This is a genomic window from Aquimarina aggregata (genome assembly GCF_001632745.1).
Classification (GTDB): Bacteria; Bacteroidota; Bacteroidia; order Flavobacteriales; family Flavobacteriaceae; genus Aquimarina; species Aquimarina aggregata.
This window is the reverse complement of record NZ_LQRT01000004.1, coordinates 129,351-155,981: the sequence shown is the minus strand read 5'-3', so window position 1 is coordinate 155,981 and position 26,631 is coordinate 129,351. Positions and strand designations below refer to the sequence as shown.

Annotated in this window: 14 protein-coding genes; 10 read left to right on the top strand and 4 right to left on the bottom strand. The window is 35.4% G+C overall.

The window, feature by feature from the left end:
* Positions 1–58 precede the first annotated feature (58 nt).
* From rimK to AWE51_RS07935, 6 genes are all read left to right on the top strand, one after another.
* Positions 59–1,447, top strand: a complete 1,389-nt coding sequence (rimK, locus tag AWE51_RS07960; protein WP_232517359.1) for a 30S ribosomal protein S6--L-glutamate ligase — start codon at positions 59–61, stop codon at positions 1,445–1,447.
* Positions 1,444–2,031, top strand: a complete 588-nt coding sequence (locus AWE51_RS07955) for an SET domain-containing protein (RefSeq protein ID WP_066311936.1) — start codon at positions 1,444–1,446, stop codon at positions 2,029–2,031. The genes rimK and AWE51_RS07955 overlap by 4 nt, the downstream gene beginning before the upstream one ends.
* A 209-nt stretch (positions 2,032–2,240) precedes the next feature.
* Positions 2,241–2,495 carry a hypothetical protein gene (locus AWE51_RS07950; RefSeq protein WP_066311934.1) on the top strand — a complete coding sequence of 85 codons (255 nt, stop codon included), beginning with the start codon at positions 2,241–2,243 and terminating at the stop codon, positions 2,493–2,495.
* Between the two features lie 321 nt (positions 2,496–2,816).
* The gene (locus tag AWE51_RS07945; RefSeq protein ID WP_066311932.1) at positions 2,817–8,897 is read left to right on the top strand and encodes a T9SS type B sorting domain-containing protein; all 6,081 of its coding nucleotides are present in this window, start codon (positions 2,817–2,819) and stop codon (positions 8,895–8,897) included.
* Between the two features lie 62 nt (positions 8,898–8,959).
* Entirely contained in the window at positions 8,960–9,904 is a 945-nt protein-coding gene (locus tag AWE51_RS07940) for a PorP/SprF family type IX secretion system membrane protein (RefSeq protein WP_066311930.1), read from the top strand.
* A gap of 22 nt (positions 9,905–9,926) precedes the next feature.
* On the top strand, positions 9,927–11,924 hold the full coding sequence (locus AWE51_RS07935) for an OmpA family protein (RefSeq protein WP_066311999.1): 1,998 nt from the start codon (positions 9,927–9,929) through the stop codon (positions 11,922–11,924).
* A gap of 26 nt (positions 11,925–11,950) precedes the next feature.
* Here the strand turns inward: AWE51_RS07935 and mnmE are convergent, their stop codons facing one another.
* On the bottom strand, positions 11,951–13,342 hold the full coding sequence (mnmE, locus tag AWE51_RS07930) for a tRNA uridine-5-carboxymethylaminomethyl(34) synthesis GTPase MnmE (RefSeq protein WP_066311928.1): 1,392 nt from the start codon (positions 13,340–13,342) through the stop codon (positions 11,951–11,953).
* Between the two features lie 305 nt (positions 13,343–13,647).
* On the opposite strand from mnmE, the gene AWE51_RS07925 reads away from it, so the two are divergent.
* Entirely contained in the window at positions 13,648–16,101 is a 2,454-nt protein-coding gene (locus AWE51_RS07925; RefSeq protein ID WP_082832359.1) for a trypsin-like peptidase domain-containing protein, read from the top strand.
* A gap of 157 nt (positions 16,102–16,258) precedes the next feature.
* Complete coding sequence (locus tag AWE51_RS07920; protein ID WP_066311924.1) at positions 16,259–16,597, top strand: DUF4870 domain-containing protein; 339 nt, start codon at positions 16,259–16,261, stop codon at positions 16,595–16,597.
* Between the two features lie 73 nt (positions 16,598–16,670).
* On the opposite strand, the gene AWE51_RS07915 is transcribed toward AWE51_RS07920, so the two are convergent.
* Both AWE51_RS07915 and AWE51_RS07910 read right to left on the bottom strand, forming a co-directional pair.
* Positions 16,671–17,927, bottom strand: a complete 1,257-nt coding sequence (locus AWE51_RS07915; RefSeq protein WP_066311922.1) for an ammonium transporter — start codon at positions 17,925–17,927, stop codon at positions 16,671–16,673.
* Positions 17,928–17,985: 58 nt separating this feature from the next.
* Positions 17,986–18,324 (bottom strand): P-II family nitrogen regulator, encoded by a 339-nt coding sequence (locus AWE51_RS07910; RefSeq protein WP_066311920.1) that lies wholly within the window; start codon positions 18,322–18,324, stop codon positions 17,986–17,988.
* A 469-nt stretch (positions 18,325–18,793) separates the two neighbouring features.
* On the opposite strand from AWE51_RS07910, the gene gltB reads away from it, so the two are divergent.
* Together gltB and AWE51_RS07900 are read left to right on the top strand one after the other, a co-directional pair.
* A complete protein-coding gene (gene gltB / locus AWE51_RS07905; protein ID WP_066311918.1) occupies positions 18,794–23,293 on the top strand; it encodes a glutamate synthase large subunit in 4,500 nt (1,499 codons plus the stop codon).
* Positions 23,294–23,305: 12 nt separating this feature from the next.
* A complete protein-coding gene (locus tag AWE51_RS07900; RefSeq protein ID WP_066311915.1) occupies positions 23,306–24,769 on the top strand; it encodes a glutamate synthase subunit beta in 1,464 nt (487 codons plus the stop codon).
* Between the two features lie 118 nt (positions 24,770–24,887).
* Here AWE51_RS07900 and AWE51_RS07895 read toward each other — a convergent pair whose 3' ends face one another.
* Entirely contained in the window at positions 24,888–26,375 is a 1,488-nt protein-coding gene (locus AWE51_RS07895; protein ID WP_066311913.1) for a T9SS type A sorting domain-containing protein, read from the bottom strand.
* Between the last annotated feature and the right edge of the window lie 256 nt (positions 26,376–26,631).

The window sequence follows — 26,631 nt, the reverse complement described above, 5'->3', positions numbered from 1 at the left end:
ACTGATGAACTCTTTTACGAGAGCTCTCAGGAACTAAATATATAAGAAAACAAATCAAGTGGTAAAAACTTTAATAAATAACGACCTAAAAATAATAGGAAGTGAAGAATGGTGTGTATTCGGAGAGTTTGGAATACCCGCAATAAAGGCACGTGTGGATTCTGGAGCAAAAACCTCTTCTATACAAGCAAATAATATTAAACTTATTCATAAAGGAACCGAAGAATGGGTACGTTTTGAGGTAAACCCTATTCAGGATAATAGAAGTATCGTGATTCGATGTGAAACTAAAATACACGATAAACGTATAGTAAAAAGTTCATCAGGTATTTCCGAGCAGCGTTTTGTAATCAAAACACCTGTGAATCTGGGTGATACAACCTTTGATATTGAACTTACACTTGCGAATCGTGACGCAATGGAATTTAGAATGTTATTAGGACGTGAAGCCCTTATGAATAGATACATTGTAAACCCATCTATTAGTTTTGCACAGCAAAATTTTACAAATGAAGAAATTCTAACAAAGTATAGACCCTTTTTTAAAGAAAAATCAGGACTAAAGATTGCATTACTGGCTAGTAATCCAGAATTGTACAGTAATAAACGTATCGTTGAAGCAGGTATAGCCAAAGGTCACGAAATGGTATTTCTAAATGTAGAGCAAGCTTATATGAAATTAGATGCTACAGAACCTGAAATACGGTACCGCGGAGGGAACATCATTGATGAGTTTGATGCTATTATCCCTAGGATACGACCCTCAATGACATTTTATGCGTGCGCCTTAATAAGACAATTTGATTCTATGGGAGCCTTTTGCTTGAATACAGCAGAAGCGATTACCCAATCCAGAGATAAACTATTGGCAACCCAGCTTTTTGCCAAACATGATATCCATATTCCCATAACTGGATTTGCAAAATCGCCTTTAGATACAAAAGATTTAATAAAAATGGTAAATGGTGCTCCATTAATCATTAAACTTTTAGAAAGTACTCAAGGAAAAGGAGTCGTACTGGCAGAAACAAATAAGGCTGCAGAAAGTGTTATTAACGCTTTTAAAAGTGTACAAACTAATATTCTTGTACAGGAATTTATAAAAGAAGCTAATGGACAGGACATTCGATGTTTCGTGGTAAACGGAAAAGTAGTAGCATCCATGCAAAGACAAGCTGCAAAAGGAGAATTTAGAGCTAATATTCATCAAGGTGGATCGGCCTCTAAAATCAAAATAACTACCGAAGAGCGTAAACTAGCGATTAAGGCGGCTAAGATTTTGAATCTTCCAGTAGCTGGTGTTGACATTATTCGATCCAATAAAGGACCCTTATTATTAGAAGTGAATTCATCACCAGGACTAGAAGGAATAGAAAATGCTACCGGATTGGATATAGCTAATATTATGATTGAAGCTATCGAAAAGAAATTAAAATTTAAACGATGATACACCCCGATACAGAAATACGGTTTATAAGCAATGAAATTGGTTACGGTGTAGTTGCTAAAAAAATAATTCCCATTGGAACGATTACTTGGATATTAGATAAGTTTGATCGTGAGTTCACTCCAGATCAATATGAAGTATTAGAACCTGTATATAAGAATATTTTAGAAACTTACGCCTATAAAAATAATTTGGGGAATCAGGTGTTATGTTGGGATAATGGACGCTTTGTAAATCATAGCTTTAATGCCAATTGTCTCACTACAGCTTATAATTTTGAACTAGCTATTCGGGATATTCATCCTGGAGAACAATTAACAGATGATTATGGCTATTTAAATATTGATAATCCTTTTAGAGGTATCGACGAAGGAACAAAAAGAAAAATTGTGTATCCTGATGACTTATTAAGATATCATAAGTCTTGGGATAAAAAATTACTAAAAGCTTTTAAGTACATATCAAAAGTAAAGCAACCATTAATTGGGTTACTAGATGAAGAACTATGGCAATTAGCAGTACAAATTAGTAAGGGAGAAAAAGAAATGGACTCTATTTTAAAAAATTACTATTACAAAATATAAGAGTTAGAAAACAAATCAATATGGTTCTTTAATGTAATTTTTTTTGTGTAGTGATTATACAAAACCATTTTTGCTTGCTGAACCACATAAGTTGAGAAAAATCGAGTGGGTGTATTGGAAAGATACCGTAAAATTTATGGGAAAATCAGATAAAAAGTAGTGAAATCTTTATTTAAACCTTGTAAACTGAATTACGAAAATTAACAAACATGAATGGCTCAATTATTAATCAAAATGTAGAGTCTGGAGTATTTAAGAAATACTATGACGGATACTATCAATTTGTAATGGATAACGAAGAGATTATCGTATTTGAGGAAGTATCTCCTAATGTTATTAGAAAATTCGATCTTAAATCAGATAGGTTTAAGGACAAGAGTTTTGAAATTACTTATTCAGAATATATCGAAGATGATGATGAAGATCTTGTGTCCTTCAGAATTGAGAAATTAAAACTTATCTAAAAGAAGTAAAACACAAGGAAAACAAAAACCTGCTAAAAGGAACCTATTTCCCCAATACAATATGTAATACACCTTTTTAAATAAAGGGGTAGGAGAGTTGGAGGTGAAATGGAGGTGCTAGATTTTGTTTTCTTTTGATAAGATGATGATATCTCATTAGTATGTTAAACAAAGTAAGGTAAAACCTTACTTAATCGAGTTTTTTGGTTTTTTGTCGATAATTTTGCTTGTAAAATGAATCTTTTTTGCTTTATTTTGCTAAGCAAATGTTAAATTCATTTCAAGTTTGCTAACATTAAGTCCTAACCTCACCATTTGTTCATGAACAAATCTACCATCGTCAAACCGTTGTATAAAATTTATATAATATTTTTTCTTCTTTTGGTTTTTACCCAAAACGTACAAGCTCAAACTAAAGGACTCATTTATGATCCAGCCGGAACAGGGCAGATAGTACTTGACCCCGATGGAAATGGATATACTTCTACATCTTCTTTAGGTTTCATGAGTAATGATGAGGCCGAAAGCGAGATTGCTTACACTCCGCTTCCGTCAGCTGGAGCTTTCGAACCCGATAGCGATCTACAACCCGGACCATCTTGCGGATTTACCGATTTAGTAAAATCCGATAATAACCATACGATATACACGCATTTTGACGGTAACCAAAATTTAATGTTCCGCTTTAGATTAGGAGGAACAGCTAATAATTCCAAAGGATACACAATACTCATAGATGTAGATCAGAAATTCGGTTTTACCGGCATAAATGCTGATCCCAATGCCGTCGCTGGTAATCCTGGTTTTGAAATTGAACTTGTGTTGCTAACTAATTTTGGTGTGGGATTGTATGATGTAGATGGAACTACTTCGCCTACAGAAATAGGTGATGCTACCATAGATAGACCTTTTGATGATTTTGCGCAAAAATCCATTGCTTTTTCAGAAATCTGTGGAGATGACGATTATTTCTATGACTTTTATATTCCATTTGCTGATATTACAGCTGCTTTTCCAGGTGTAACGACCGGTACACCCTTACGAATGGTAGGTACTACAATTATAAATCCGAATGAAGCTATTGGAAATAATGGTATATCGGATATCGGAGGGATTGATGATCAGGCAGGTATTGATGATGATTTGTTCGAGGATTTGATAGATATTTTTCCTCCAACAGATCTCGATGATATAAATAATGGTTTACCTTCAAGAGCTGATTGTCCAACTATTACAGGCCCGTTAGCAGTGGGATCGACTGCGGTTTCCGGAACGTCAACAGAAGTCGATGGGGCTGCTATTACAGTTTATAGAGATGGTATTGCTGAAGTTAGTACAGCGACTGTTTCAGGGGGAACTTGGTCACTTTCAGGATTAACACCGTTTGTTGCTGGTCAGGTTTTTACTGCTACTGCTCTGGTAACCGAAGCTGTGGCAACCGCAACTGGAACAACAGAAAAATCCGAATCCTACGATACGTGCAACTTAATTACTGTCGGAGCAACGTGCTCTGCAACACCAACAACCGCCAATATCTTTTGTGCGGATACGAATAGAAGAATTGTAGTTACTGGATTACCAACTGGAGCGACCATTAGATTCTATAATACTGTTACAGGATTCGTTGGAGATGCAGTTGAGAATGGAACTACTGGAGACTTTGCATTTAGTTGTAATGGTAATTTCAATACTTCAAATTGTAATCAGGGAGGTAATTGTGGTACTCCTTTGTCCGGAACGTATTATTTTACAGTTCAAGAATCGGGGAATTGCGAATCCGATCCATCTCCTTTTATTTGTATTTCAGGTACATCCTCTTCCCAAATTCCTACTATAACAGCCACGCCTATACTAGAAAATACAACAGTTATATCTGGAACGTTAGATGCTACACCATCGGGTACAACCACAATCATATTGTATATTAATGGGATAGCATCTTCTTTTACTACCACTACTATTGGAACAAATTGGACGATCTCGGGTATTTCCGGCTTAATGAACGGAGATGTGATTTCTGCATTTAATCAGGAAGTAGGAGAGTGTCCTCAAGAATCTGGTACAGTTAATGTTCAAACACAATCTTTAACACCGATTATTGAAGGAGAATATTGTACTTCAACCGGTATCATTAACGAGATTAGTGGTATTTCAGCAGAAAGTGGAGCTACTCTTAATTTGTACATATCTGCAACGCCTCCTGTTACGATAGGAACACCAATTGGTATGACAACTGTTACAGCAAACGGAAGTTGGACAGTAGGTAGTATTTCTGTACCAGTTGGTAATTTTCTGGCTGCAACGGTAACTAATACTGGGGAATTAGAAAGTGCCCTTTCTAATGAAGTAGAGGTGCTAAGTCAAACAACTGATGCAATTACAGTTGACGCAACCCCACTTGAAGAAGGAGACTCGAGTGTTTCTGGTACCACAACTGCCCCAGATGGAAGTATTATTCAACTTTATATCGACGATACTGAAATAACAGGTTTTACAGCCTTGGCTTCTGGTGGTCTTTGGACCATTACTGGATTAGATGCGGTAAGTGCTGGATTTGATGTTTTGTACGCAGGGGGAGTAGTAGGTGTTACAGTTCAAAATGGTGTATTGTGCGAAAGTATTTTAGTTACGGGGCCAACAATAGTTTGTAGGTTACCAATCAATCAAACATTTAGTGCTACTTCAACTACTGTTATTTGTGAGGGAGAAACTATTAACTTCAATATTTCTGGAACAGAAAATCTAGTGATTTATGAGTTAGTGGATCAAGCTGGTAATGGTATCGGTCCTGCTGCTTTAGGGGATGGTTCTGCATTAAACTTGACAACTTTTGCACTGTCAACATCCGTAACAAGTGTTTCGGTTAAAGCTCAAAAAACTGGAGGAATCCTATGCGAAACGGTTTTATCTCCTCCTATTAATATTATAGTTAACGTATTACCAGAAATATCACTAACATCAAATTCGTTAGAAGTATGTGAAGGAGAAACTTCTGTAGATTTAGAATATTTGGTTGCTGCCAACGGCCCACCTAGTAATTATAGTATAGATTTTGAAGCGGATGCCAATACAGCCGGGTTTATTGACATTTTAGAAGACACTAATTTTACTAGCCCAATAACTATCGCTATACCTTCTAGTATTCCTATAGGAACGTATACGGGAACTTTTACCATAAAAAATTCAAACTCTATCGAATGTGAAAGTTTGCCTGAAACATTCACAATAATCGTTAATGGAGTTTCAATTAGTTCAGCTGTGCCAACAAACCCCACAACCTGTGGAGGAGTGAATGGATTTATTACCTTGAGTGGGTTACAGTCTTCAACACTGTATGATGACCTGAACTATGAGGATGATGGAGTTTCTGTAAATCACGGAAGCTTTACTTCAGATATCAGTGGAGCATATCAAATTACAGGGCTAGATGCAGGATCTTATACCGATATCATCGTTACATTAAATGGTTGTGATTCGAATACAGTAGGGCCTGTTATTATTAGTGATCCGGGAGGAGCAGTGATCACAGAAGGAACTCATATCAATCCTACTAATTGTATTACTCCGGATGGAACAATTGTAATTACGGGTGTAGTTTCGGGAACCTATAACGTTAATTTTTCTTTTAACGGAACCCCTCAACCGACACAATCTTTAACAGCTTCAGCTAGTGGAATTCAAATAACAAGTTTAGGACCAGGTAATTATACTAATATCTCTATTTCGGACGCTACTAGTTGTCAATCAAATACAATACCCGGACCAACAACATTAGTAAATTTGAGTGGCCCTACTATTACATTGGGAACTAGTCCTACTGTAAGTTCAGGAGTAACAACCGCTAATTTACCCTATATTTCTATAACTAATACTCCTGATCAATATACCTTGGATTATGATGAAGTTGCAAATACAGCCGGGTTTACCGATATTACTACACCAACTTCGTTACCCATTTCTCCTATTATATTAACAGTTCCGGCAGGAGCTCCTTCAGGTACTTATAATGGAACAATAACCGTTATTAATTCAAGTACAAGTTGTATTTCTGTACCAGTTCCTTTTACGGTAACTATAGATGGAACTTGTACACCTCCAGCAGCCCCATCGGTTACTTTTAACTCGAACACTTATTGCATTGGAGATACCATTACACCACCTACTGCTACAGGTACATCACTACAATGGTATAGTGACGCTACATTAACTTCTCTCATTACTACAGCTAACCCAGCTGCTCCAACGGCTGTTGAATTAGGGTTCGATACGGTATCCACCGGTGTAACAATGGTATATGTTACGCAAACAATTGGATGCGAAAGTACAGCGACAATAGTTACTTTGACGGTAGATGCTTTACCGATTGCTGCTACGATCAGCTCGAACACACCTGTTTGTTCAGGAGAAGATGCAGTTTTTACGATTAGTGGAACCGCAGGAGACATCGTTACCTATACTGGCGCTGCAACAGGAACAGCAACCATCGGAGCAGGAGGCACTGTAGATGTAACGATTAACGGAGTAACATCTGATACGACTTTAAACCTAACCAATGTTAATAATCCAACTACGGGTTGTGACTTGCCATTAAGTGGAGTTAGTGAAACGGTCATTGTAGATGCCTTACCGATTGCTGCTACGATCAGTTCGAATACACCTGTTTGTTCAGGAGAAGATGCAGTTTTTACGATTAGTGGAACCGCAGGCGATGTAGTTACCTATACTGGCGCTACGACAGGAACAGCAACCATCGGAGCAGGAGGAACTCTAGATGTAACGGTTAACGGAGTGACATCTGATACGACTTTAAACCTAACCAATGTCAATAATCCAACTACCGGTTGTGACTTGCCCTTAAGCGGTGTTAGTGAAACGGTCATTGTAGATGCCTTACCGATTGTATCTACGATCAGTTCGAACACACCTGTTTGTTCAGGAGAAGATGCAGTTTTTACGATTAGTGGAACCGCAGGAGACATCGTTACCTATTCCGGAGCTGCAAGTGGAACCGCTACCATCGGAGCAGGAGGCACCGTAGATGTAACGGTTAACGGAGTGACATCTGATACGACTTTAAACCTAACTAATGTCAATAATCCAACTACCGGTTGTGACTTGCCATTAAGTGGAGTTAGTGAAACGGTCATTGTAGATGCCTTACCAATTGCTGCTACGATCAGTTCGAATACTCCGGTATGTTCAGGAGAAGATGCAGTTTTTACGATTAGTGGAACCGCAGGCGATGTAGTTACCTATACTGGCGCTGCAACAGGAACAGCAACGATTGGAGCAGGTGGCACCGTAGATGTTACGATTAACGGAGTAACATCTGATACGACTTTAAACCTAACCAATGTTAATAATCCAACTACGGGTTGTGACTTGCCCTTAAGCGGTGTTAGTGAAACGGCTATAGTAAATACTTTACCCACCGTAACGGCAAATGCTTCAGTTACTGAGGTATGTTCAGGAGAAAGTGTAACCTTATCCGGAGGAGGAGCTGCTACATACACTTGGAACAATCGTGTTACAGATGGTGTTGCCTTTGTGCCTACTATAACAACAACGTATACTGTTACAGGAATAGATAGCAATGGATGTGAAAACACCGCAGCGATAACGGTTACAGTCAATGATTTACCATTACCGGCTACTTTGATTGGTAATAGTCCAATATGTTTTATGGAAGATGCAGTGTTTACGATCATAGGAACTACAGGAGATGTAGTAACTTATACAGGAGCAGAAAACGGAACGGCTATTATTGGAGTAGATGGTACTGTCGATGTAACAATTAACTCAGTAACTTCAGATACGACATTAAACCTGACCAATGTCAACAATCCAACGACCGGTTGTGATTTGACTTTAAGTAGTTTGGCTGAAACAGTAAGCATAGTCCCTTTTGTGGACAATGATAATGATGGAGTAGACGACTGCATTGATCCAGATCCTTTTGATCCTTGTGTCCCAGATGTCTCTAATGTTTGCGATACAGACGGAGATGGAATTCCTGATCAAGATGAGATGAATGACGACGACAATGATGGTACTCCGGATAATGAAGAAGCAAATAATGCTGATCCCAATGCAGAAGATGGAGTAGAGGTATTCAATGTAGTGACACCAAATGGTGATGGAGATCATGATGTATTAGTGATAAGAAATATTCAAAATTTCCCTGATAATGAATTGAAAATATTTAATAGATGGGGAGTTGTAGTATATGAAACAAAAGGTTATGGCATAAATGGAAGATTCTTCAGAGGTGAATCAAACGGTAGAGCTACGGTCAATACAGAACGACAACTTCCGGTAGGGACCTATTTTTATACCCTTATCTACAAAGTGCCAACAGGCGAAACCAAGAAGAAATCGGATTATTTATACATCAATCGATAAATAAAGAATCTATGGAGAGCAAAGTAAACTCCCATATCAAAATAACAACCCCATATTTTAAGATGAATAAGATATATATCCTAGTTCTTTTACTAATTATAACAACCAAAGAGATCTTAGCACAACAAGATGCTCAATACACACAATACATGTACAACACTCTAAGTGTAAATCCTGCCTATGCAGGCTCAAGAGATGCTATTAGTATTACTGGGTTGTACAGAAATCAATGGGTAGGTATTGGCGGAGCTCCAGTTACACAAACACTTAACATACATTCTCCTATTGGTCCAAGTGAAAAAGTTGGATTGGGGTTTTCTATTGTTAATGATAAGATAGGTCCTACGCAGGAAACCTATATTGATATTGATTTTTCCTATACTTTAAACACTTCAGAAGAAGGTCAATTGGCTTTGGGAATAAAGGCAGGCGGGCACTTATTGGATGTTAATTTTGATGAGTTAAATAGATTTACGAATTCAGATATTCTTTTGGATACCAATATTGATAATAAATTTTCTCCTAATGTTGGGGTAGGAATTTATTATCATACAGAGAAATTTTATTTAGGGATATCAGCCCCAAATTTGCTTCAGACAAAACATTTTAATGAATCTTCTAATGAAAATCTGGCTTCATCTTTTTTAGCAACCGAAAGAATTAATTATTATCTAATTTCAGGATATGTTTTTGAGCTTAATGAAAACCTAAAATTTAAACCTGCAACATTATTTAAAGTAGTTGGAGGTGCTCCTTTACAAGTAGATGTGTCAGCTAATTTTCTTTATAGAGAAAAACTAACTTTAGGATTAGCTTATAGATGGAGTTCGGCTTTGAGTGCATTGGTAGGTTTTCAGATTGCGGATAACCTTATGTTAGGGTTTGCTTATGATTGGGAAACAACCGGGTTAGGAAATACAGAATTTAATTCAGGTTCATATGAATTTATACTGCGTTATGAGATTTTCAAGAAACGCGAAAAAGTTGTATACCCAAGGTTCTTTTAATGCTAAATTTTACACTAAAACTATGAAACCATTCATTACATATATATTCTTGATAGCTTTGATAGGTTCTGTATTTCAAATTAATGCACAACAAAAATCTACTAAAAAAGCTCATGATTTGTTTAATAATTTTGCCTATTCTGAAGCTATAGATTCCTATAAAAAAATAATTAAAAAAGGAAACGGTAGCTTTGAAATATACAAAAGGCTTGGAGATTGTTATTATTATACTTCTAATCTAAAAGATGCTGCCAGATGGTATGATAAGATGTGGAAAAGACAAGAAGAAATAAAAACTAAAGCTAAGGATGTTTCAACACTAGAAGATCAAACAGAGGAATCATTTAATATCTCAGCAGAATATTATTTTAGAACTGCACAATCATATAAATTTATGAAGAGATATAAGGCATCAGATAGCCTGATGGTTCTTTTGAAGTCAATTAGTAGTGAAGATTCACGTGTAAAAAGACTTATCGAACAACCGGATTACCTGGACAAAATAGCATTGCAATCGGGTAGGTATAGTATAAAGAATATTTCTCAAAATTCTTTGGGGGTAGATTTTGCACCTTCATTTTATAAAGAAGAAATTGTTTTTTCCTCTTCAAGAAGTAATAAGAGTTCGGTTAAAAAAAATACATGGACAAACCAGCCTTATCTGAATCTATACAAGTTTACAAATAGTGATTCCCTGGAATTAAACTATTCTCTGAAATTACCGGAGACTTTAAATTCTAAATTTCACGAATCTACCTCTTCTTTCTCAAAAGATGGAAAGATGGTATATTTTACAAGAAATAACCTTTCAGGTGCAAAATTAGGTAAAGATTCTTTGGGAGTGAGCCACTTAAAAATTTACAAGGCATCTTTAAATCAGGAATTTGAATGGAATTCAATAAAGGAGCTTCCTTTTAATAATAACCAATATTCTGTTGCGCACCCATCATTGAATGCTGATGGAACGAAATTATACTTTGCTTCGGATATGCCGGGAGGATACGGTATGTCGGATCTATATGTTGTAGAGATTAATAAAGATGGAACCTTTGGAAATTTACAAAATTTGGGACCTGGAATTAATACAGAAGGAAGAGATTCTTTTCCTTTTATGAGTAAATCTGGAATATTGTATTTTGCCTCAGATGGGCATTTAGGGCTAGGAGGGTTTGATGTTTTTGCAATAGGCCTTAACGACCGAGATAAAAATGTATATAACCTAGGAGAACCGGTTAACAGTGCTGCCGATGATGTTACTTTTATTATTGATGACAGAAGTAAGAAGGGGTTTTTTGCTTCCAACCGATCTGGGGGGAAAGGAAGCGATGATATTTATTCGTTTGAAGAAACCAAACCTTTGGTTACTATTTGCAAAGGGAGTTTTAAAGGAATAGTAAAGGATCAAAAATCGGGAAATGTAATTCCAGAAACGAAAGTCGAGATTAAGAACCAGGAGCAGGAAATTATTTATAAGGGATTGACAGATTTTAAAGGAGTTTTTTCGTTAGAACTAGATTGCGCTGATCAAGCTTATGAAATTACTTTAGCCAAGAAAGATTTCGATACAAAGGTTCAAAAAATTTCTTTTTCCAGAGATGAACCAAAGAAAGAACAAATCTTAAATCTGAAAAGCAATCTTCCTGAGAAAGGGACGGATTTAGCCAAATTATTGAATTTAGAACCGATATATTTTGCTTCAAATAAAGCATTAGTTATTGGTAATACAGCTAAAGAATTGGATAAGATTGTAGCATTTATGAAAGAAAACCAAAGTATTAGGATTGAAATAGGATCTCATACAGATAGTAAGGGAAAAGATAGTTATAATATGAAACTTTCTCAACGCAGAGCCAAGTCGACAGCTAATTACATAATTAGTAAAGGTATCGACTCATCAAGAGTAAAAAGTAGAGGGTATGGCGAAACAATATTGATCAATAAATGTGGTAATAGGGTTGAATGTTCTAAAGATGAACATGCGCTTAATCGAAGAAGCGAGTTTGTTGTTTTGGATAATTAAAATCCGAAAAGTACTCGGGGTGAAATCTATTTCCCAATACAAAAATTAGCAAAGATGTTGCCTAGTAAATCATCACTCGTAATTTCACCAGTAATTTCACCAAAGTGATATAGGGCTTGTCTAATATCGATAGCCATTAGGTCTCCTGATAATCCAGAGTCTAAGCCATATTGTACTTTTTGAATTTCTTCTAAGGCCTTTAGTAAAGCGTCATAATGTCGAGTATTCGTTACTATCGTATCATTATTACGTAAAGCACCAGTATTTACAAATTCTAAGAGTTTGTTTTGTAAGTCATCAATTCCTATATTTTTCTTAGCAGAGAGCAAATGAATATTTTCAATTTCAGTAGTTAATACATTAATTTGAGAATCATTTAATTTGTCTACTTTATTGGCAACAATAATCAAAGGTTTTTGCGGGTGTTGATTTTTAATTTTACCAATTTCAGTTTTTATTTCTAGTAAACTTTCTGTAGTCAGGTTATAACTATCTATTAAATAAATAACTACTTGAGCCTGTTCAATTTTCTCAAAAGTTTTTTTGATACCAATCGATTCAACTACATCTTTAGTGTCTCTAATCCCAGCAGTATCTATAAATCTAAATCCAATACCGCCGATATTGATTTCATCTTCTATAGTATCACGTGTTGTTCCTGCAATATCAGAAACAATAGCGCGCTCTTCATTAAGTAAAGCATTTAGCAAAGTAGATTTACCAACATTAGGTTCTCCAACAATAGCTACAGGTATTCCATTTTTGATAACGTTTCCAACGGCAAAAGAATCGATAAGACGTTTTAATACATCTATAATTCTTGAAATTAAACTTTTGAATTGAGTTCGATCTGCAAACTCAACATCTTCTTCGGCAAAATCAAGTTCTAATTCTATAAGTGAAGCAAAATTGAGTAATTCTTCTCGCAGTTTTTGGATTTCATTAGAAAATCCACCTCGCATTTGTTGCATTGCAATTTGGTGTGAAGCTTCAGAGTCTGATGCAATAAGATCGGCTACAGCCTCGGCTTGAGATAAGTCTAATTTGCCATTAATAAAAGAACGTAAAGTAAATTCTCCCGCATTGGCCATTCTGCATCCTTTACGAAGTAAAAGTTGAATAATTTCCTGTTGTATATAAGTAGAACCATGACATGAAATTTCTATAGTAGGTTCTCCCGTATATGAACTAGTTCCTTTAAAAATAGATACTAATACCTCGTCTAATATTCTGTTTCCATCAATAATATGTCCAAGATGAATTGTGTGACTTTTTTGAACACTGAGATCTTTATCATGAATGGATTTAAATAGGGGAGCGCATATAGTAATAGCATCTTTACCAGAAATTCGGATTACGGCAATTGCTCCAGCTCCAGAAGGTGTAGCTAATGCTACTATAGTATCTTGTGTGATCATTTTTTATGCAATGAAGTGCAAAAATAGACATTAATATAATTACTATAAATTTTGGAAGATATCTTTTTTGAAGAGTTGTTTTTCTTTCTTATATTGTAACTCAATTCCAATAGTGTGCACTGCATTACTATCTTCCATATCATCTGGAAGAAAAAAAATAAGAGAAAAATTTTCCTTTCTATCTGATTAAAATATTGGATAATTAGTTCGTAATATGGAATACAAGATAGTTGTAACAAAAGTTATGACCATTCAATTAACTAACGAATTTAATGTCTTAACCAATAAATTTTAATCTTATTCGTATGAATTTTTACAACACAAACTCAAAAAACTTAACAAAATTTAAGGGCCGTTATTCCTTTCGAAGATTTGGAGTACTTATGCTCATGGCTTTCATGTGTTTGCCATTACTTAATTGGGGGCAAACAGGAGGCTTGCCTCAGCATATTAAAGCTTCAAGCTTAACATTGAGAGCAGGAGATAACATTGGAAAAAGTAGTGCTCAGGTTATAACCAAAACCATTTCAGAGAAAGATGCAATTTGGCTACGTTTATTCTTTAAAGATGTTAATTTAGGTGTAAATAGTACCTTGACTATTACTTCCAAACTTGATGGTGCAAAACAGATACTAACTACCTCTAATATTAAAGATTGGAAAAACTCTAGTGCCTACTTTAACGGGGATAGTGTTATTTTAGAATTGTCAATTGCTCCAGGTGAAACCGCTATTGGGTTAGATGTTATGGAACTAGCAGTTGGAGATCCTTCTCTTCAGATTAAATCTCAATGTGGATCAGTAGATGATAGAGTAGATTCAAACGATGCAGCAATTGGAAGAATAGTTCCAATTGGGTGTACTGGGTGGATTATCACCAATGGTAAATTAGTAACTGCAGGACATTGCGTAAGTAGTAGAGCAGAGATTATAGAGTTTAATGTGCCTAAATCTAATCCTGACCGAACTATCGTACATCCTGGACCAGAAGATCAATATCCAATAGGAAATTTTGTGACTCCTTATACAAATCAACCAAGTCAAGCAAATGACTGGGCAGTTTTTACAGCAAGTGCAAATTCTTTAACAGGCCAAACACCTATTCAAGCACAAGGTAAATCGTTTAATGTAGTGCAAAGCGCACCAGGGAACAATATCACAATAACAGGTTTTGGTACAGATACTGGTATTGATAATCAAACACAACAAATCCATACCGGACCTCTTAGTTCAGTTACAAATACTTTTGTGCGATATAGAACAGATACAACAGGAGGAAACTCTGGTAGCCCTATAATTGATACCGCTACAGGAAATGCCATTGGAGTTCATGCCTATGGGGGATGTACAGGATCAGGAGGTTCTAATTCTGGAGAAAGAGCGACTATTCCTGCATTTTGGGATGCTATGGGGCTTGATGGAGGAGGTAATCCACCAACAGATGAGTGTACCGGTGATGTTTCTTCTTTTCCTTTTAGTGAAAGTTTTGAAAGTAATCTTGGTCAATGGAAACAAGCTACTTCGGGAGATGATATTAACTGGACAAGAAACTCTGGGGGAACACCTTCTAATGGTACAGGTCCAAGTGCAGCTAATGATGGTTCAACTTATCTTTATGTAGAAGCTTCTGGAAACGGAACAGGTTATCCTAATAAGCGTGCAATTTTAAACTCACCTTGTTTAGATTTTGGAAGTTTAACGTCACCAAAATTAACATTTCAATATCACATGGTTGGTAGTGCAATAGAAAGTCTTGCTGTAGAAGCAAGAACGAATAATACAGGAAATTGGGTATCTGTATTTAATAGAACGGGAGCGCAAGGTTCAGATTGGAATGCTGCAGATGTAGATCTTTCTTCTTATGCAGGTGAAGCAAGCGTGCAATTACGATTTAATGCAGTAACTGGTGATGGTGGACAAGGCTGGCAAAGTGATATCGCTATAGATGCCGTTGCTATTCAAAACGGAACAGGAAATCCAGATCCAAGTTGTCCAACGTTAAACTTTAACGATTTTCAAATTAATGCGTATGCTAATCAGGATTCTTCAGGTAATAATTCATCAGTTGTAAGTGGTGGTTCGGGATTGTCATTATCAAATAACACTTGGAAATATATAACACTTAATTATAACGTGACAGCAAACACAGTACTTGAATTTGATTTTAGTAGTAGTGCTGAAGGAGAGATTCATGCCGTTGGTTTTGATGATGACAATGCATTAACAGCAAATCGTTATTTCAAAGTACATGGTACTCAGAATTATGGAGTAACAAATTATGATGATTATACAAGTGGTACAAAGAAATATACAATTCCTGTTGGTAATTTTTATACTGGTAATATGAATCAGTTAGTTTTTATTAATGATAATGATGCAGGTTCTGGTAATACTTCTATATTTTCAAATGTGAAAATTTATGAGGGTTCTTGTGGACAATCGGCTACAGCTGAAAGTTTAATTTCGGCATTAGAGTCTGTAACACCAATATTAGGAGATGAAAGCGAAAATAGTTTATTGAATACAAGAATTCACCCTAACCCTGCAAAATCTAGATTTTCAATTTATATCAATGATTACGTAAAAGGTAATATTAACGCGACTTTTTATAGTGTTCTTGGAAGAAAAGTGGGGCAAAAAGAACTTAAGCCCGGTGTTAATATAGTATCAGCGCAAAGTTTATCATTAGGAAAAGGCATTTATTTGATTAGAATAGATAGTGAGGATGGATTATCTACTCAAAAATTAATAATAAATTAAAAAATAAACAAAAGACATTAGATTATTAAATATACATCCTAAATTAATTTTTAGGATGTATTTTTTTATGCTGTAACAAAATATAGATTCTTTCGTCATATAGATATATGCTAATAATATTAGCAATTCATCAATCAATCAAAAACGTATAGAAATTATGAGACAGGACAAATCAGTATTGGTTATTACCCATTTATCACAGTTATTAGATATTGTAACAGGCTTTGGAGGATTTATTGTTCCTTTACTACTGTGGCTAACGCAAAGAGAAAAAGTGTTAGCTATGGATGAGCATGGTAAATCTATTATGAATTTTCAGATTAGTATGTTTATTTATGCAATAGTATGTGTGCCTTTAATATTACTGTTTGGCGTTGGTATATTAGGATTGATGCTTATCGCTTTGTTATGTTTTGTTTTTCCAATACTTAATGCAATTAAAGCCAGTAATGGAGAACCACCATCATACCCTTTATCAATACAGATCATCAAATAAAAATAACCCGGGAGATCATTGATCTCCCGGGTTTATACTATCTATCTAGATAAAAAATAAATCTCTATCTAATCTAGTGTTGATTAATTCTAAAATCTGGATAAGCATCCATACCATGCTCATGTCCATCTAAACCATCAATTTCTTCTTTTTCAGAAACTCTAATGCCGATAGTTTTCTTAAGTGCAAAGATGATGATAAAAGAAGTTGCTACACAAAATACTCCAGCCGATAATACACCTACTCCTTGTATTAAAAATTGATCGAAACCTGCTTTAGCTCCAAAAATACCTACAGCTAAAGTTCCCCAGATACCACATATTAAATGCACTGCAATAGCTCCAACAGGATCATCTAATTTTAATTTATCGATTAAGGCAACACCAAAAACGATAATTGCTCCTGCAATTGCACCTATTAATACCGCATCTGTTGGACTCATTTGATCTGCACCAGCTGTTATACCTACTAGTCCTCCAAGGATACCATTTAAGAACATAGTTAAGTCATAGTTCTTATATAATAAGGTAGACACAAGAAATGCAACTACACCTCCTGCTGCTGCTGCTAAAGATGTTGTAACTAAAGTAAGAGAAGTACCTGCTGCATCTGCAGAAAGAACAGAACCACCATTAAATCCAAACCATCCTAACCAAAGAATAAGCACACCTGCTGCTGCTAGAGGTATGTTGTGCCCGGGGATAGCTTGTGGCTTTCCGTCAGAACTAAACTTACCTATTCTCGATCCTAATAAATATACCGCAACTAAAGCTGCCCATCCTCCTACAGAATGTACTAGCGTAGAACCGGCAAAGTCATAAAAACCTTCAGTCTCACCAATCTTGAATGTAGATAAGAATCCACCTCCCCATTGCCAAGAACCAACAATTGGATATACTAAACCTACATATATGATAGTGAATATCATAAATGATCCAAGTTTAATACGTTCTGCAACAGCTCCAGAAACTATTGTTGCTGCTGTAGCGGCAAACATTCCTTGAAATAAGAAATCTGTCCAATAGGTATACCCTTCGTTATACGTAAGGTCAAGTGCTCCTTCAGCAGTTAATGGAGAATCTAATCCAAATCCTGCAAAACCTAAAAATCCAGCAGCACCTTCTTCAAAACCTGGGTACATTAAATTAAATCCTACTAAGCAATAGAGTAAAAGACCTACGCAGATAATAAAGACATTTTTAAATAAAATATTAATTGTGTTTTTTTGACGAGTTAATCCTATTTCTAAAAAAGAAAATCCTAAGTGCATGAAAAAAACTAGTGCTGTACACACCATCATCCATACATTGTTTATAGTTAACATTTCCATTGTTTAAATACTATTAAAGTTATTTTTTGTTTTCAGTTGGGTTAATGATAATAAAGACTTAATTTAAGGTGCCTCCACCTTTTTCTGAAGTACGAATTCTATAAGCTTCATTTACATCCGAAACAAAGATTTTTCCATCACCAACTTCTCCAGTCTTTCCTGCTTCTAGAATAGCAGAAATAGCAGCTTCTTCAAAATCATCATTGACTACTATAGATAAATATCGTCTTTGGATATCTGTTGTGCTGTATGATACTCCTCTGTATACACTTCCCTTTTGTTCGTTTCCTACACCAGTTACATCCCAATATGAAAAGAATGTTATTCCTTTATCGTGAAGAGCTTCTTTTACAACTCGATATTTAGACCTTCTGATGACTGCTTCTATTTTTTTCATATAGAATAAAAGTTAAAATTAATGTTAAATTCAGGTCAAAAATATGTGAAATTATATTTTACATCCAAATTTTATAGGGTAAAGACGTAATTTTTATCATTTTATAATATTTACCCCCTAAAAAATTGGGGGTATGTAATTTTTCTATTTAAAATTGAAGATTTCATACTTGATTAGTAGATGATAAATACGAAAACGTTTTCATTTGAAGTAATTGGTTATCAAAAGGCTATAATTTTGGTGAAACCCTAATTTTATTGAGGTTATTTAACAAAAACCGCGTTATCAAATTCGTAATCAGAGATCATTATTTTGTGATTATTTTATATAAGTGGCACTTTTTTTATGTAGCTCAAAAAAGTGAAGTAGAATGGTTCTGTTTTCTTTTTCATTCCTTAATGATTTGTTAATTTCAAACTCTTGAAACATCAAAATTCAAGAATAGTTCACAATTAGATCGGAAAATATTATGAAGAAACAAGGAATGTATCTACCAGAATTCGAACACGACGCATGTGGTGCTGGATTTATATGTAGTTTAGAAGGGAAAAAATCAAATGACATTATACACAAAGCATTAGAAATTCTTGAAAAACTAGAACATCGTGGTGCAGTAAGTGCAGATGGTAAGACAGGAGATGGAGCAGGTATCCTAATAGACATTCCTCATGATTTTTTTGTAGAAAACTGTGATTTTGATTTGCCTGAGGCAGGAGAGTATGCAGTAAGTAATGTATTCCTTCCTAAAAAAGAAAACCAAAGAAAATTTTGCATCGATACTTTTGAAAAAAATATTGTCGATCAAGGATTAGAGTTATTGGGTTGGAGAGATGTTCCTGTAGACCATATTCATTTGGGAGAGATAGCTGTAACGACAGAACCATTTATTAAACAAATTTTTATTGGTAAATCAAGTGATGAGCAAAGCTATTTTGATTTCAATTTAAAACTATTCACGGCAAGAAAAGTTACAGAACATACTATATATGGTTCTAAACTTTCTGAAAGTAAATTTTTCTATTTACCAAGTTTGTCTACAAAGACTTTAATATTTAAAGGGCTTTTAATGCCAGAGGATATTAAATTATATTATACCGATCTTATGGATCCAAAGGTGGTGACAAGGCTAGCTCTAGTGCATCAGCGATTCTCAACCAATACGTTTCCGACTTGGGATTTAGCACAACCTTTTAGATATATGTGTCATAATGGTGAAATCAATACGTTGCGCGGTAACGTGACAAGAATGAGATCCAGAGAAGAACTCTTAGAGAGCGATTGGTTTGGAGAGGATATTAAAAACATATTACCTGTAGTGTTAAAAGGTAAGTCAGATTCTGCTTCTATGGATATGGTCGTAGAATTGTTGTTAATGACAGGAAGATCGCTACCAGAAGTTATGATGATGATGGTTCCAGAAGCTTGGGAAAAAAACCCAGACATGTCTGAAGCAAAAAAAGCTTTCTACGAATACAACTCTTGTGCTATGGAACCATGGGATGGCCCAGCTTCTATTCCTTTTACAGATGGAAATTATATAGGAGCCGTACTAGATAGAAATGGGTTACGACCTTCTAGATATAGTGTTACTAAAAATGGATATGTGATCATGTCTTCAGAAACTGGAGTTGTAGATCTTGAACCTAGTAATATAGAATATCATGGTAGATTAGAACCAGGAAAAATGTTCTTGGTTGATATGAGTGAAGGGCGAATTATTAATGATGAAGAAATTAAAGAAAAAATTGCTTCTAAACATCCATACAGAGAATGGCTAGATAATAATTTAGTTCATTTAAAAGATATTCCGTATAACGATTGCCCATTGTTTTTAGGTGAAGAAACAGTAACAAAACGTAAAGCTGTTTTTGGTTACACGCAAGAAGATATAGATACAATTATTGCCCCAATGGGACAATTAGGTAAAGAACCAATAGGATCGATGGGATCTGATACGCCTATAGCGGTTCTTTCTGAGCGTCCTCAATTAATATATAATTACTTCAAACAATTATTTGCTCAAGTTACTAACCCTCCATTAGATGGTATTCGTGAAGAGTTAATTACAGATATAAGTTTAACATTAGGAGCTGATCATAATATTTTTGATATTAATGAAAAACATTGTAATAAATTAAAAATTCAAAATCCTGTAATCTCTAAGGAAGATCTTGATAAAATAAAGACATATACTGATAAAGGATTTAAAGTTAGTTCTATTCCTATACTTTATAATGTAAACAGAGGACTAAATGGTCTTGAAGATGCATTAGAAACTTTACTTCACAATGTGTCTGATGCTATCGATAAGGGAACTAATGTAGTTATACTGTCTGATAGAAATGTAAGTAAGCATAGAGGACCAATTCCTGCATTATTGGCATGTTCATATGTAAACAGTGGATTGCAAAAACTAGGAAAACGTTCTAGAGTAAGTATTATCATAGAATCTGCAGAACCAAGAGAGGTTCATCACTTTGCTTTATTGTTTGGATACGGAGCTAGTGCAATAAATCCTTATATGGTAAATGAAATTATTGGGGAAGAGATCCAAGAAAATAATATCACAGGGATAACGGTCGACGAAGCTATTAAAAATTATAATAAAGCCGTTGGTAAAGGTGTGCTTAAGGTGATGAATAAGATTGGGATTTCTACCTTAAATTCATATAGAAGTTCACAGCTTTTTGAATGTATAGGGATTAATACCAAAGTTGTGGATCAATACTTTCCCAATACAGCAACACGAATTGAAGGTATTGGATTATATGAATTAGAGAAAGAGATTGCTAAACGTCATAAAAAAGCATACGTAGAGCAAGAAGTAGCAGCAGATTTAGAATTAGAAATAGGAGGACAGTATCGCTGGAGACGTAATGGAGAAAAGCATCAATTTAATCCATTGTCAGTTGCAAAATTGCAAAAGTCAGTTCGAGATAATGACCCTAATACATATAAAGAATATGCCGAATTGATTAATGAACAATCAAAGAGTTTAATGACAATTCGTGGATTGTTAGAATTTTCTAACTATGATCCAATTTCAATTGATGAGGTAGAACCGTGGACAGAGATTGTAAAACGTTTTAAAACGGGAGCAATGTCTTATGGGTCCATTAGTAAAGAAGCTCATGAAAATCTAGCTGTTGCTATGAATCGTATTGGCGGTAAAAGTAATTCTGGAGAAGGAGGGGAGAATCCACTTCGTTTTTATAAAGATGTAAATGGAGATTGGAAAAATAGCGCAATAAAACAAGTTGCTTCGGGACGATTTGGAGTGTCTTCAAATTATTTAACCAGTGCTGCCGAAATACAAATAAAAATGGCACAAGGGGCTAAACCTGGAGAAGGGGGGCAGTTGCCAGGACCAAAAGTAAACCCAGAAATAGCAAAGACAAGAAACTCTACTCCATATGTAGGATTGATTTCGCCACCGCCACATCATGATATTTATTCAATCGAGGATTTATCACAATTAATATATGATTTAAAATCTGCTAACAGAGATGCTAGAATCAATGTAAAACTTGTTTCAGAAGTGGGTGTGGGAACTGTTGCTGCTGGTGTGGCAAAAGCAAAAGCAGATGTGGTATTAATTTCTGGTTTTGATGGAGGTACAGGAGCATCCCCATTAACTTCATTAAAACATGCAGGACTGCCATGGGAGTTAGGAATTGCAGAAGCACAACAAACTTTGGTGGGTAATAATCTACGTAGTCGTATTGTGTTAGAGTGTGATGGGCAGTTAAAAACAGGAAGAGATGTTGCTGTAGCTTGTCTATTAGGAGCAGAAGAATTCGGTTTTGCCACTGCACCTTTAGTGGCTTCAGGTTGTGTAATGATGAGGGTATGTCATTTAAATACATGTCCGGTAGGTATTGCTACACAAAACCCTGAACTACGTAAGAAATTCAAAGGTAAACCAGAACACGTGGTAAACTACATGTATTTTGTCGCTCAAGAATTACGTGAGATTATGGCACAATTAGGATTTAGAACTGTTGATGAGATGGTGGGGCAAGTAAATAAATTAGATCATAATAAAGCTATTGCACATTATAAAGCTGCAGGTATCGATCTTACGCCTATTTTACACCAAGTAGAAGCGCCAGAAGGTGTAGCTATTTATAATACAGAAACACAAGATCATGGACTTGGAAAATCAATAGATTTTGAAATTATAGAACAAGCGCATCCTGCATTGTTTAGAAAAGAAAAAACAACAATAGATTTCGATATCTGCAATACCGATAGAGCAGTAGGAGCTATTTTAAGTAATGAAATTTCAAAAATATATGGAGCCCAGGGATTACCAGATAATACATTGAAATTAAACTTTACAGGGGCAGCCGGACAAAGTTTTGGAGCATTTGCAACAAAAGGATTAACTATGGTTGTAAATGGTAACACCAACGATTACTTAGGAAAAGGACTTTCTGGAGCAAAATTAATAATTAAAGTTCCGGAAGAAGCTACTATTATTCCAGAAGAAAATGTAATTACTGGTAATGTTACTCTTTATGGTGCTACTGCCGGTGAAGTATATATTAATGGTAAAGCGGGAGAACGTTTTTGTGTACGTAACTCTGGAGCTAAAGCAGTTGTAGAAGGAATAGGAGACCATGGTTGTGAATATATGACAGGTGGAGTTGCAGTTATATTGGGAGAAGTTGGTAGAAATTTTGGAGCAGGTATGTCAGGAGGAATAGCATATATCTACGATGATAAAAAGACCTTTGAAGCACATTGCAATAAGGAAGCCTTAAATCTTGATCCAGTTGTTGAACAACAGGATATTGAAGAGCTAAAAACACTAATAGAGAATCATTATAATGCTACATTAAGTCCATTAGCGCAACGAATTCTTGAAAATTGGGAAAAAGAAGTGTCAAAATTCATAAAAATATTCCCAGAAGAATATAAGCAAGCACTAAAGAGATTAGAAGAAGAAAAATTAGCACAAGCATAAACGATAGTAAACATGGGAAAGATAACTGGATTTTTAGAATTTGAAAGAGAGATCGAACAGTACGAACCTGTTAAGGATCGCGTAAAAGGTTATAAGGAGTTTACTGTGGCCATGCCAGAGAAAAAACTTAAAGATCAAGGCGCACGTTGCATGGATTGTGGTATTCCATTTTGCCATAGCGGTTGTCCATTAGGAAATTTAATACCGGATTTTAATGATGCTGTTTATCGTGGTAAATGGGAAAAAGCGACTAACATACTACATTCTACAAATAATTTTCCTGAGTTTACCGGACGATTGTGCCCAGCACCTTGCGAAGAAGCATGTGTGTTAGGAATTAATGAAGACCCGGTAACCATAGAGAATATTGAAAAAAATATTGTAGAAGAGGCATTTAAAAATGGATGGGTAAAGGCAAACCCTCCTAAAGAAAGAACAGGAAAAACTGTAGCTGTTATCGGTTCAGGTCCGGCAGGTTTAGCAACGGCTCAACAATTAAATAGAGCGGGTCATTTGGTAACTGTTTTTGAAAGAGACGAAAAAGTAGGAGGATTATTGCGATATGGTATCCCCGATTTTAAAATGGAAAAGAATGTCATTGATCGCCGAATTACAGTTTTAGAAGAAGAAGGTATTGTATTTAAAACGAATACTGCAATAGGAAAAGATATCCTTGCTGATCAGTTAAAAGAAGATTTTGATGCTATTGCGTTGTGTACAGGAGCTACAGTACGCCGTAATTTACCAGTTAAAGGGTCAGATTTAAAAGGCGTTGTGCAAGCCATGGATTTTCTGCCACAAAACAACAGAAGAGTTGATGGTATCAAAGATTTAGGAGAAGAAATTTTAGCCACAGATAAAAATGTAATTGTTATTGGAGGAGGAGATACAGGGTCTGATTGTATTGGTACTTCTGTGCGTCATGGAGCGTCTTCTGTAACTAATTTTGAGATAATGGGTAAAGGTACTACAGAGCGTCCGGCTAATCAGCCGTGGCCTTTCTGGCCAATGCGCTTACGTACAAGTTCTTCTCATCAAGAAGGGGTTGAGCGTAACTGGAGCATCTCGACCAAAGAATTTTTAGGGGATAAAGATGGAAATTTAAAAGGATTGATTACTTCTGAGGTAGAATGGGTAAAAGAAAATGGAAGATTTACCTTAAAAGAAATTCCTAATACAGAAAAAGAATGGAAATGCGAACTTGCATTATTAGCTTTAGGGTTTACAGGTTCAGAACCTACAATTGCAGAGCAATTGGGAATTGAAATGGATGCAAGAACAAATATCAAAGCAACAGAAAATGATTATGCAACTAATGTGAAAGGAGTTTTTGCCGCAGGTGATACACGAAGAGGACAATCATTAATCGTTTGGGCTATTGCAGAAGGTAGACAAGCGGCTCATCATATAGATTCATATTTAATGGGAGCATCAAATTTACCACTAAAAGGAGAAGGAGATTTACCAAGAGTATAAAGATTAAGCTTTGGAAACTTAAATTTCCAAAGTTTTTTGAGTGTTAAATGAAAGAAGGATAAAGGCTGTTAATATGGGAGTTAACAGCCTTTACTATGTTTTAGAAATAACTATACTATTAATGAATTAGTTTTTTTAAATATTCTCCAGACGAATTTTTAACTTTAATCAAATATAGCCCTCTGGACCTTAGGACACTTTTATCAATTTGATATTGTGAGCCTTTAAAAGTAGTATTGATTAGTTCTCTTCCTTGAATATCATAGATCGATAAAGCACTTGTTTCTTCGGCTTGCCCTAAGTTTAAGGTGACTTGTTTTCCTAAACTTGGATTTGGTGACATTGTGAATCCTGCATTAGTATCATTTGCAAATGTTTTTGATAAACCAAATTGAATGGCAAACTTTTCCTGATCACCAATGTTTGTTTTGTTACACGTCATTGCACCGTTACCATTTACAGAGCTTATGTACTTTCCGTTGTTTCCCTTAAAGCTATAAACGTTGTTACCGTGGTTTATGAGTTCAAATTTTTCCCAACCTAATGCACTATTTCTATTACATGTTATGGGTTTACTTCCATTTTCGGAACTTACATATTTACCATTATTACCTTTAAGGGTTACAATATCGTTTCCGTTAGTAGAACCCACAACAGAAATATCAAATTTCTCCCAAGCTCCAATACTATTTCGATTACAATTCATAGGTTTTGTTCCATTTTCAGAACTTACATATTTACCATTGTTTCCTTTCAGTGCTGATAATGAACCACCACCTCCACCTGGAGAATCACCATTAACAAGGCGGTATGTGCGAACCCAGTCATAAAAAGCTGTGTTTTTGTTTCCGTTGTTTAGGTCATTATTTGAAGGAAGACCTGGTCCCCAGGTAAAGGCTTCCATATCAAAAAACATGTACATATCTTCATTAAAATCATGAGATAATGTAACGCTTGCAACTTGCACACCGTCTCGATACCATCGTATATTACGACTATCCACCCACCAAACGCCATAAACTGCATATTCAGCAGAATTGCCTACATTTCCTGGATTAGTTGCATGTTTTGGTGTTTTTTTATCACATGGCCATCCGCATGGTTTAGGATAATAATGGGTGTTCATTTCCATGGTGTAGTCAAGGTATCTCCATTGGTTGTTTTTAACTTCACCCCAATTTTCGATGACATCAATCTCACTATAATTTCCTTGCATCCAAAAAGATGATACAATAGCCATATCGGCATTTTTGATTCGAGCCTCGGCATACATGCCTTTTTTGAAACTTTTAGCTTTAGAGGTCAGACATGCAGTCCATATAAAATCCCCTTGTCTGTTTGGGTATCGTAAGGTTCCTTTTAGCCTTAAATTTCCATTTTGCCAGGATAGGTTATTGTTATTAAACTGGCTAGGGGATCTCCCTGCCCAATAGGGATGTCCTTTTTGCCATTTACTACTATTAAACGAATTAAAATCGTCTGTGAGTTCATTTACAGCTTGCCATTTTTTTCCAGAAGGGGCATTGGGTTGTGCAATCATCTCCCCAAAGCTTAGGCTAGTGATAAGAATAGACATTACTATTCTTAGGAAAGAATTAAATTTCATGAGTATAGTGTTTTTTGTGTTACCAGAATTGTTTTTAATGCAATTCATATATAATTAATTAAGTGTATAAGATACAAATAATAATTCATAATTAACTAACAATCAGTAGTGTGGTTTGGTGAAGTAATGAGTTTATTGTTAATTTTATGAGGATATCTAATAAAAACTATTTTCAAATAAAAAAGATCATTAACAAATGAGCTAATGATCTTTTTCGTTTTTTGATTGATTGAATGTGTTTTGGCTACTGATAAAC

Excerpts from the sequence above, each read along its gene's own strand:
- AWE51_RS07955 (WP_066311936.1), top strand. The coding sequence starts at position 1,444 with ATGATACACCCCGATACAGAAATACGGTTTATAAGCAATGAAATTGGT.
- mnmE (WP_066311928.1), bottom strand. The coding sequence starts at position 13,342 with ATGATCACACAAGATACTATAGTAGCATTAGCTACACCTTCTGGAGCT.
- AWE51_RS07940 (WP_066311930.1), top strand. The coding sequence starts at position 8,960 with ATGAATAAGATATATATCCTAGTTCTTTTACTAATTATAACAACCAAA.
- AWE51_RS07935 (WP_066311999.1), top strand. The coding sequence starts at position 9,927 with ATGAAACCATTCATTACATATATATTCTTGATAGCTTTGATAGGTTCT.
- gltB (WP_066311918.1), top strand. The coding sequence starts at position 18,794 with ATGAAGAAACAAGGAATGTATCTACCAGAATTCGAACACGACGCATGT.
- AWE51_RS07925 (WP_082832359.1), top strand. The coding sequence starts at position 13,648 with ATGAATTTTTACAACACAAACTCAAAAAACTTAACAAAATTTAAGGGC.
- AWE51_RS07915 (WP_066311922.1), bottom strand. The coding sequence starts at position 17,927 with ATGGAAATGTTAACTATAAACAATGTATGGATGATGGTGTGTACAGCA.
- AWE51_RS07900 (WP_066311915.1), top strand. The coding sequence starts at position 23,306 with ATGGGAAAGATAACTGGATTTTTAGAATTTGAAAGAGAGATCGAACAG.
- AWE51_RS07910 (WP_066311920.1), bottom strand. The coding sequence starts at position 18,324 with ATGAAAAAAATAGAAGCAGTCATCAGAAGGTCTAAATATCGAGTTGTA.
- AWE51_RS07945 (WP_066311932.1), top strand. The coding sequence starts at position 2,817 with ATGAACAAATCTACCATCGTCAAACCGTTGTATAAAATTTATATAATA.
- AWE51_RS07920 (WP_066311924.1), top strand. The coding sequence starts at position 16,259 with ATGAGACAGGACAAATCAGTATTGGTTATTACCCATTTATCACAGTTA.
- AWE51_RS07895 (WP_066311913.1), bottom strand. The coding sequence starts at position 26,375 with ATGAAATTTAATTCTTTCCTAAGAATAGTAATGTCTATTCTTATCACT.
- AWE51_RS07950 (WP_066311934.1), top strand. The coding sequence starts at position 2,241 with ATGAATGGCTCAATTATTAATCAAAATGTAGAGTCTGGAGTATTTAAG.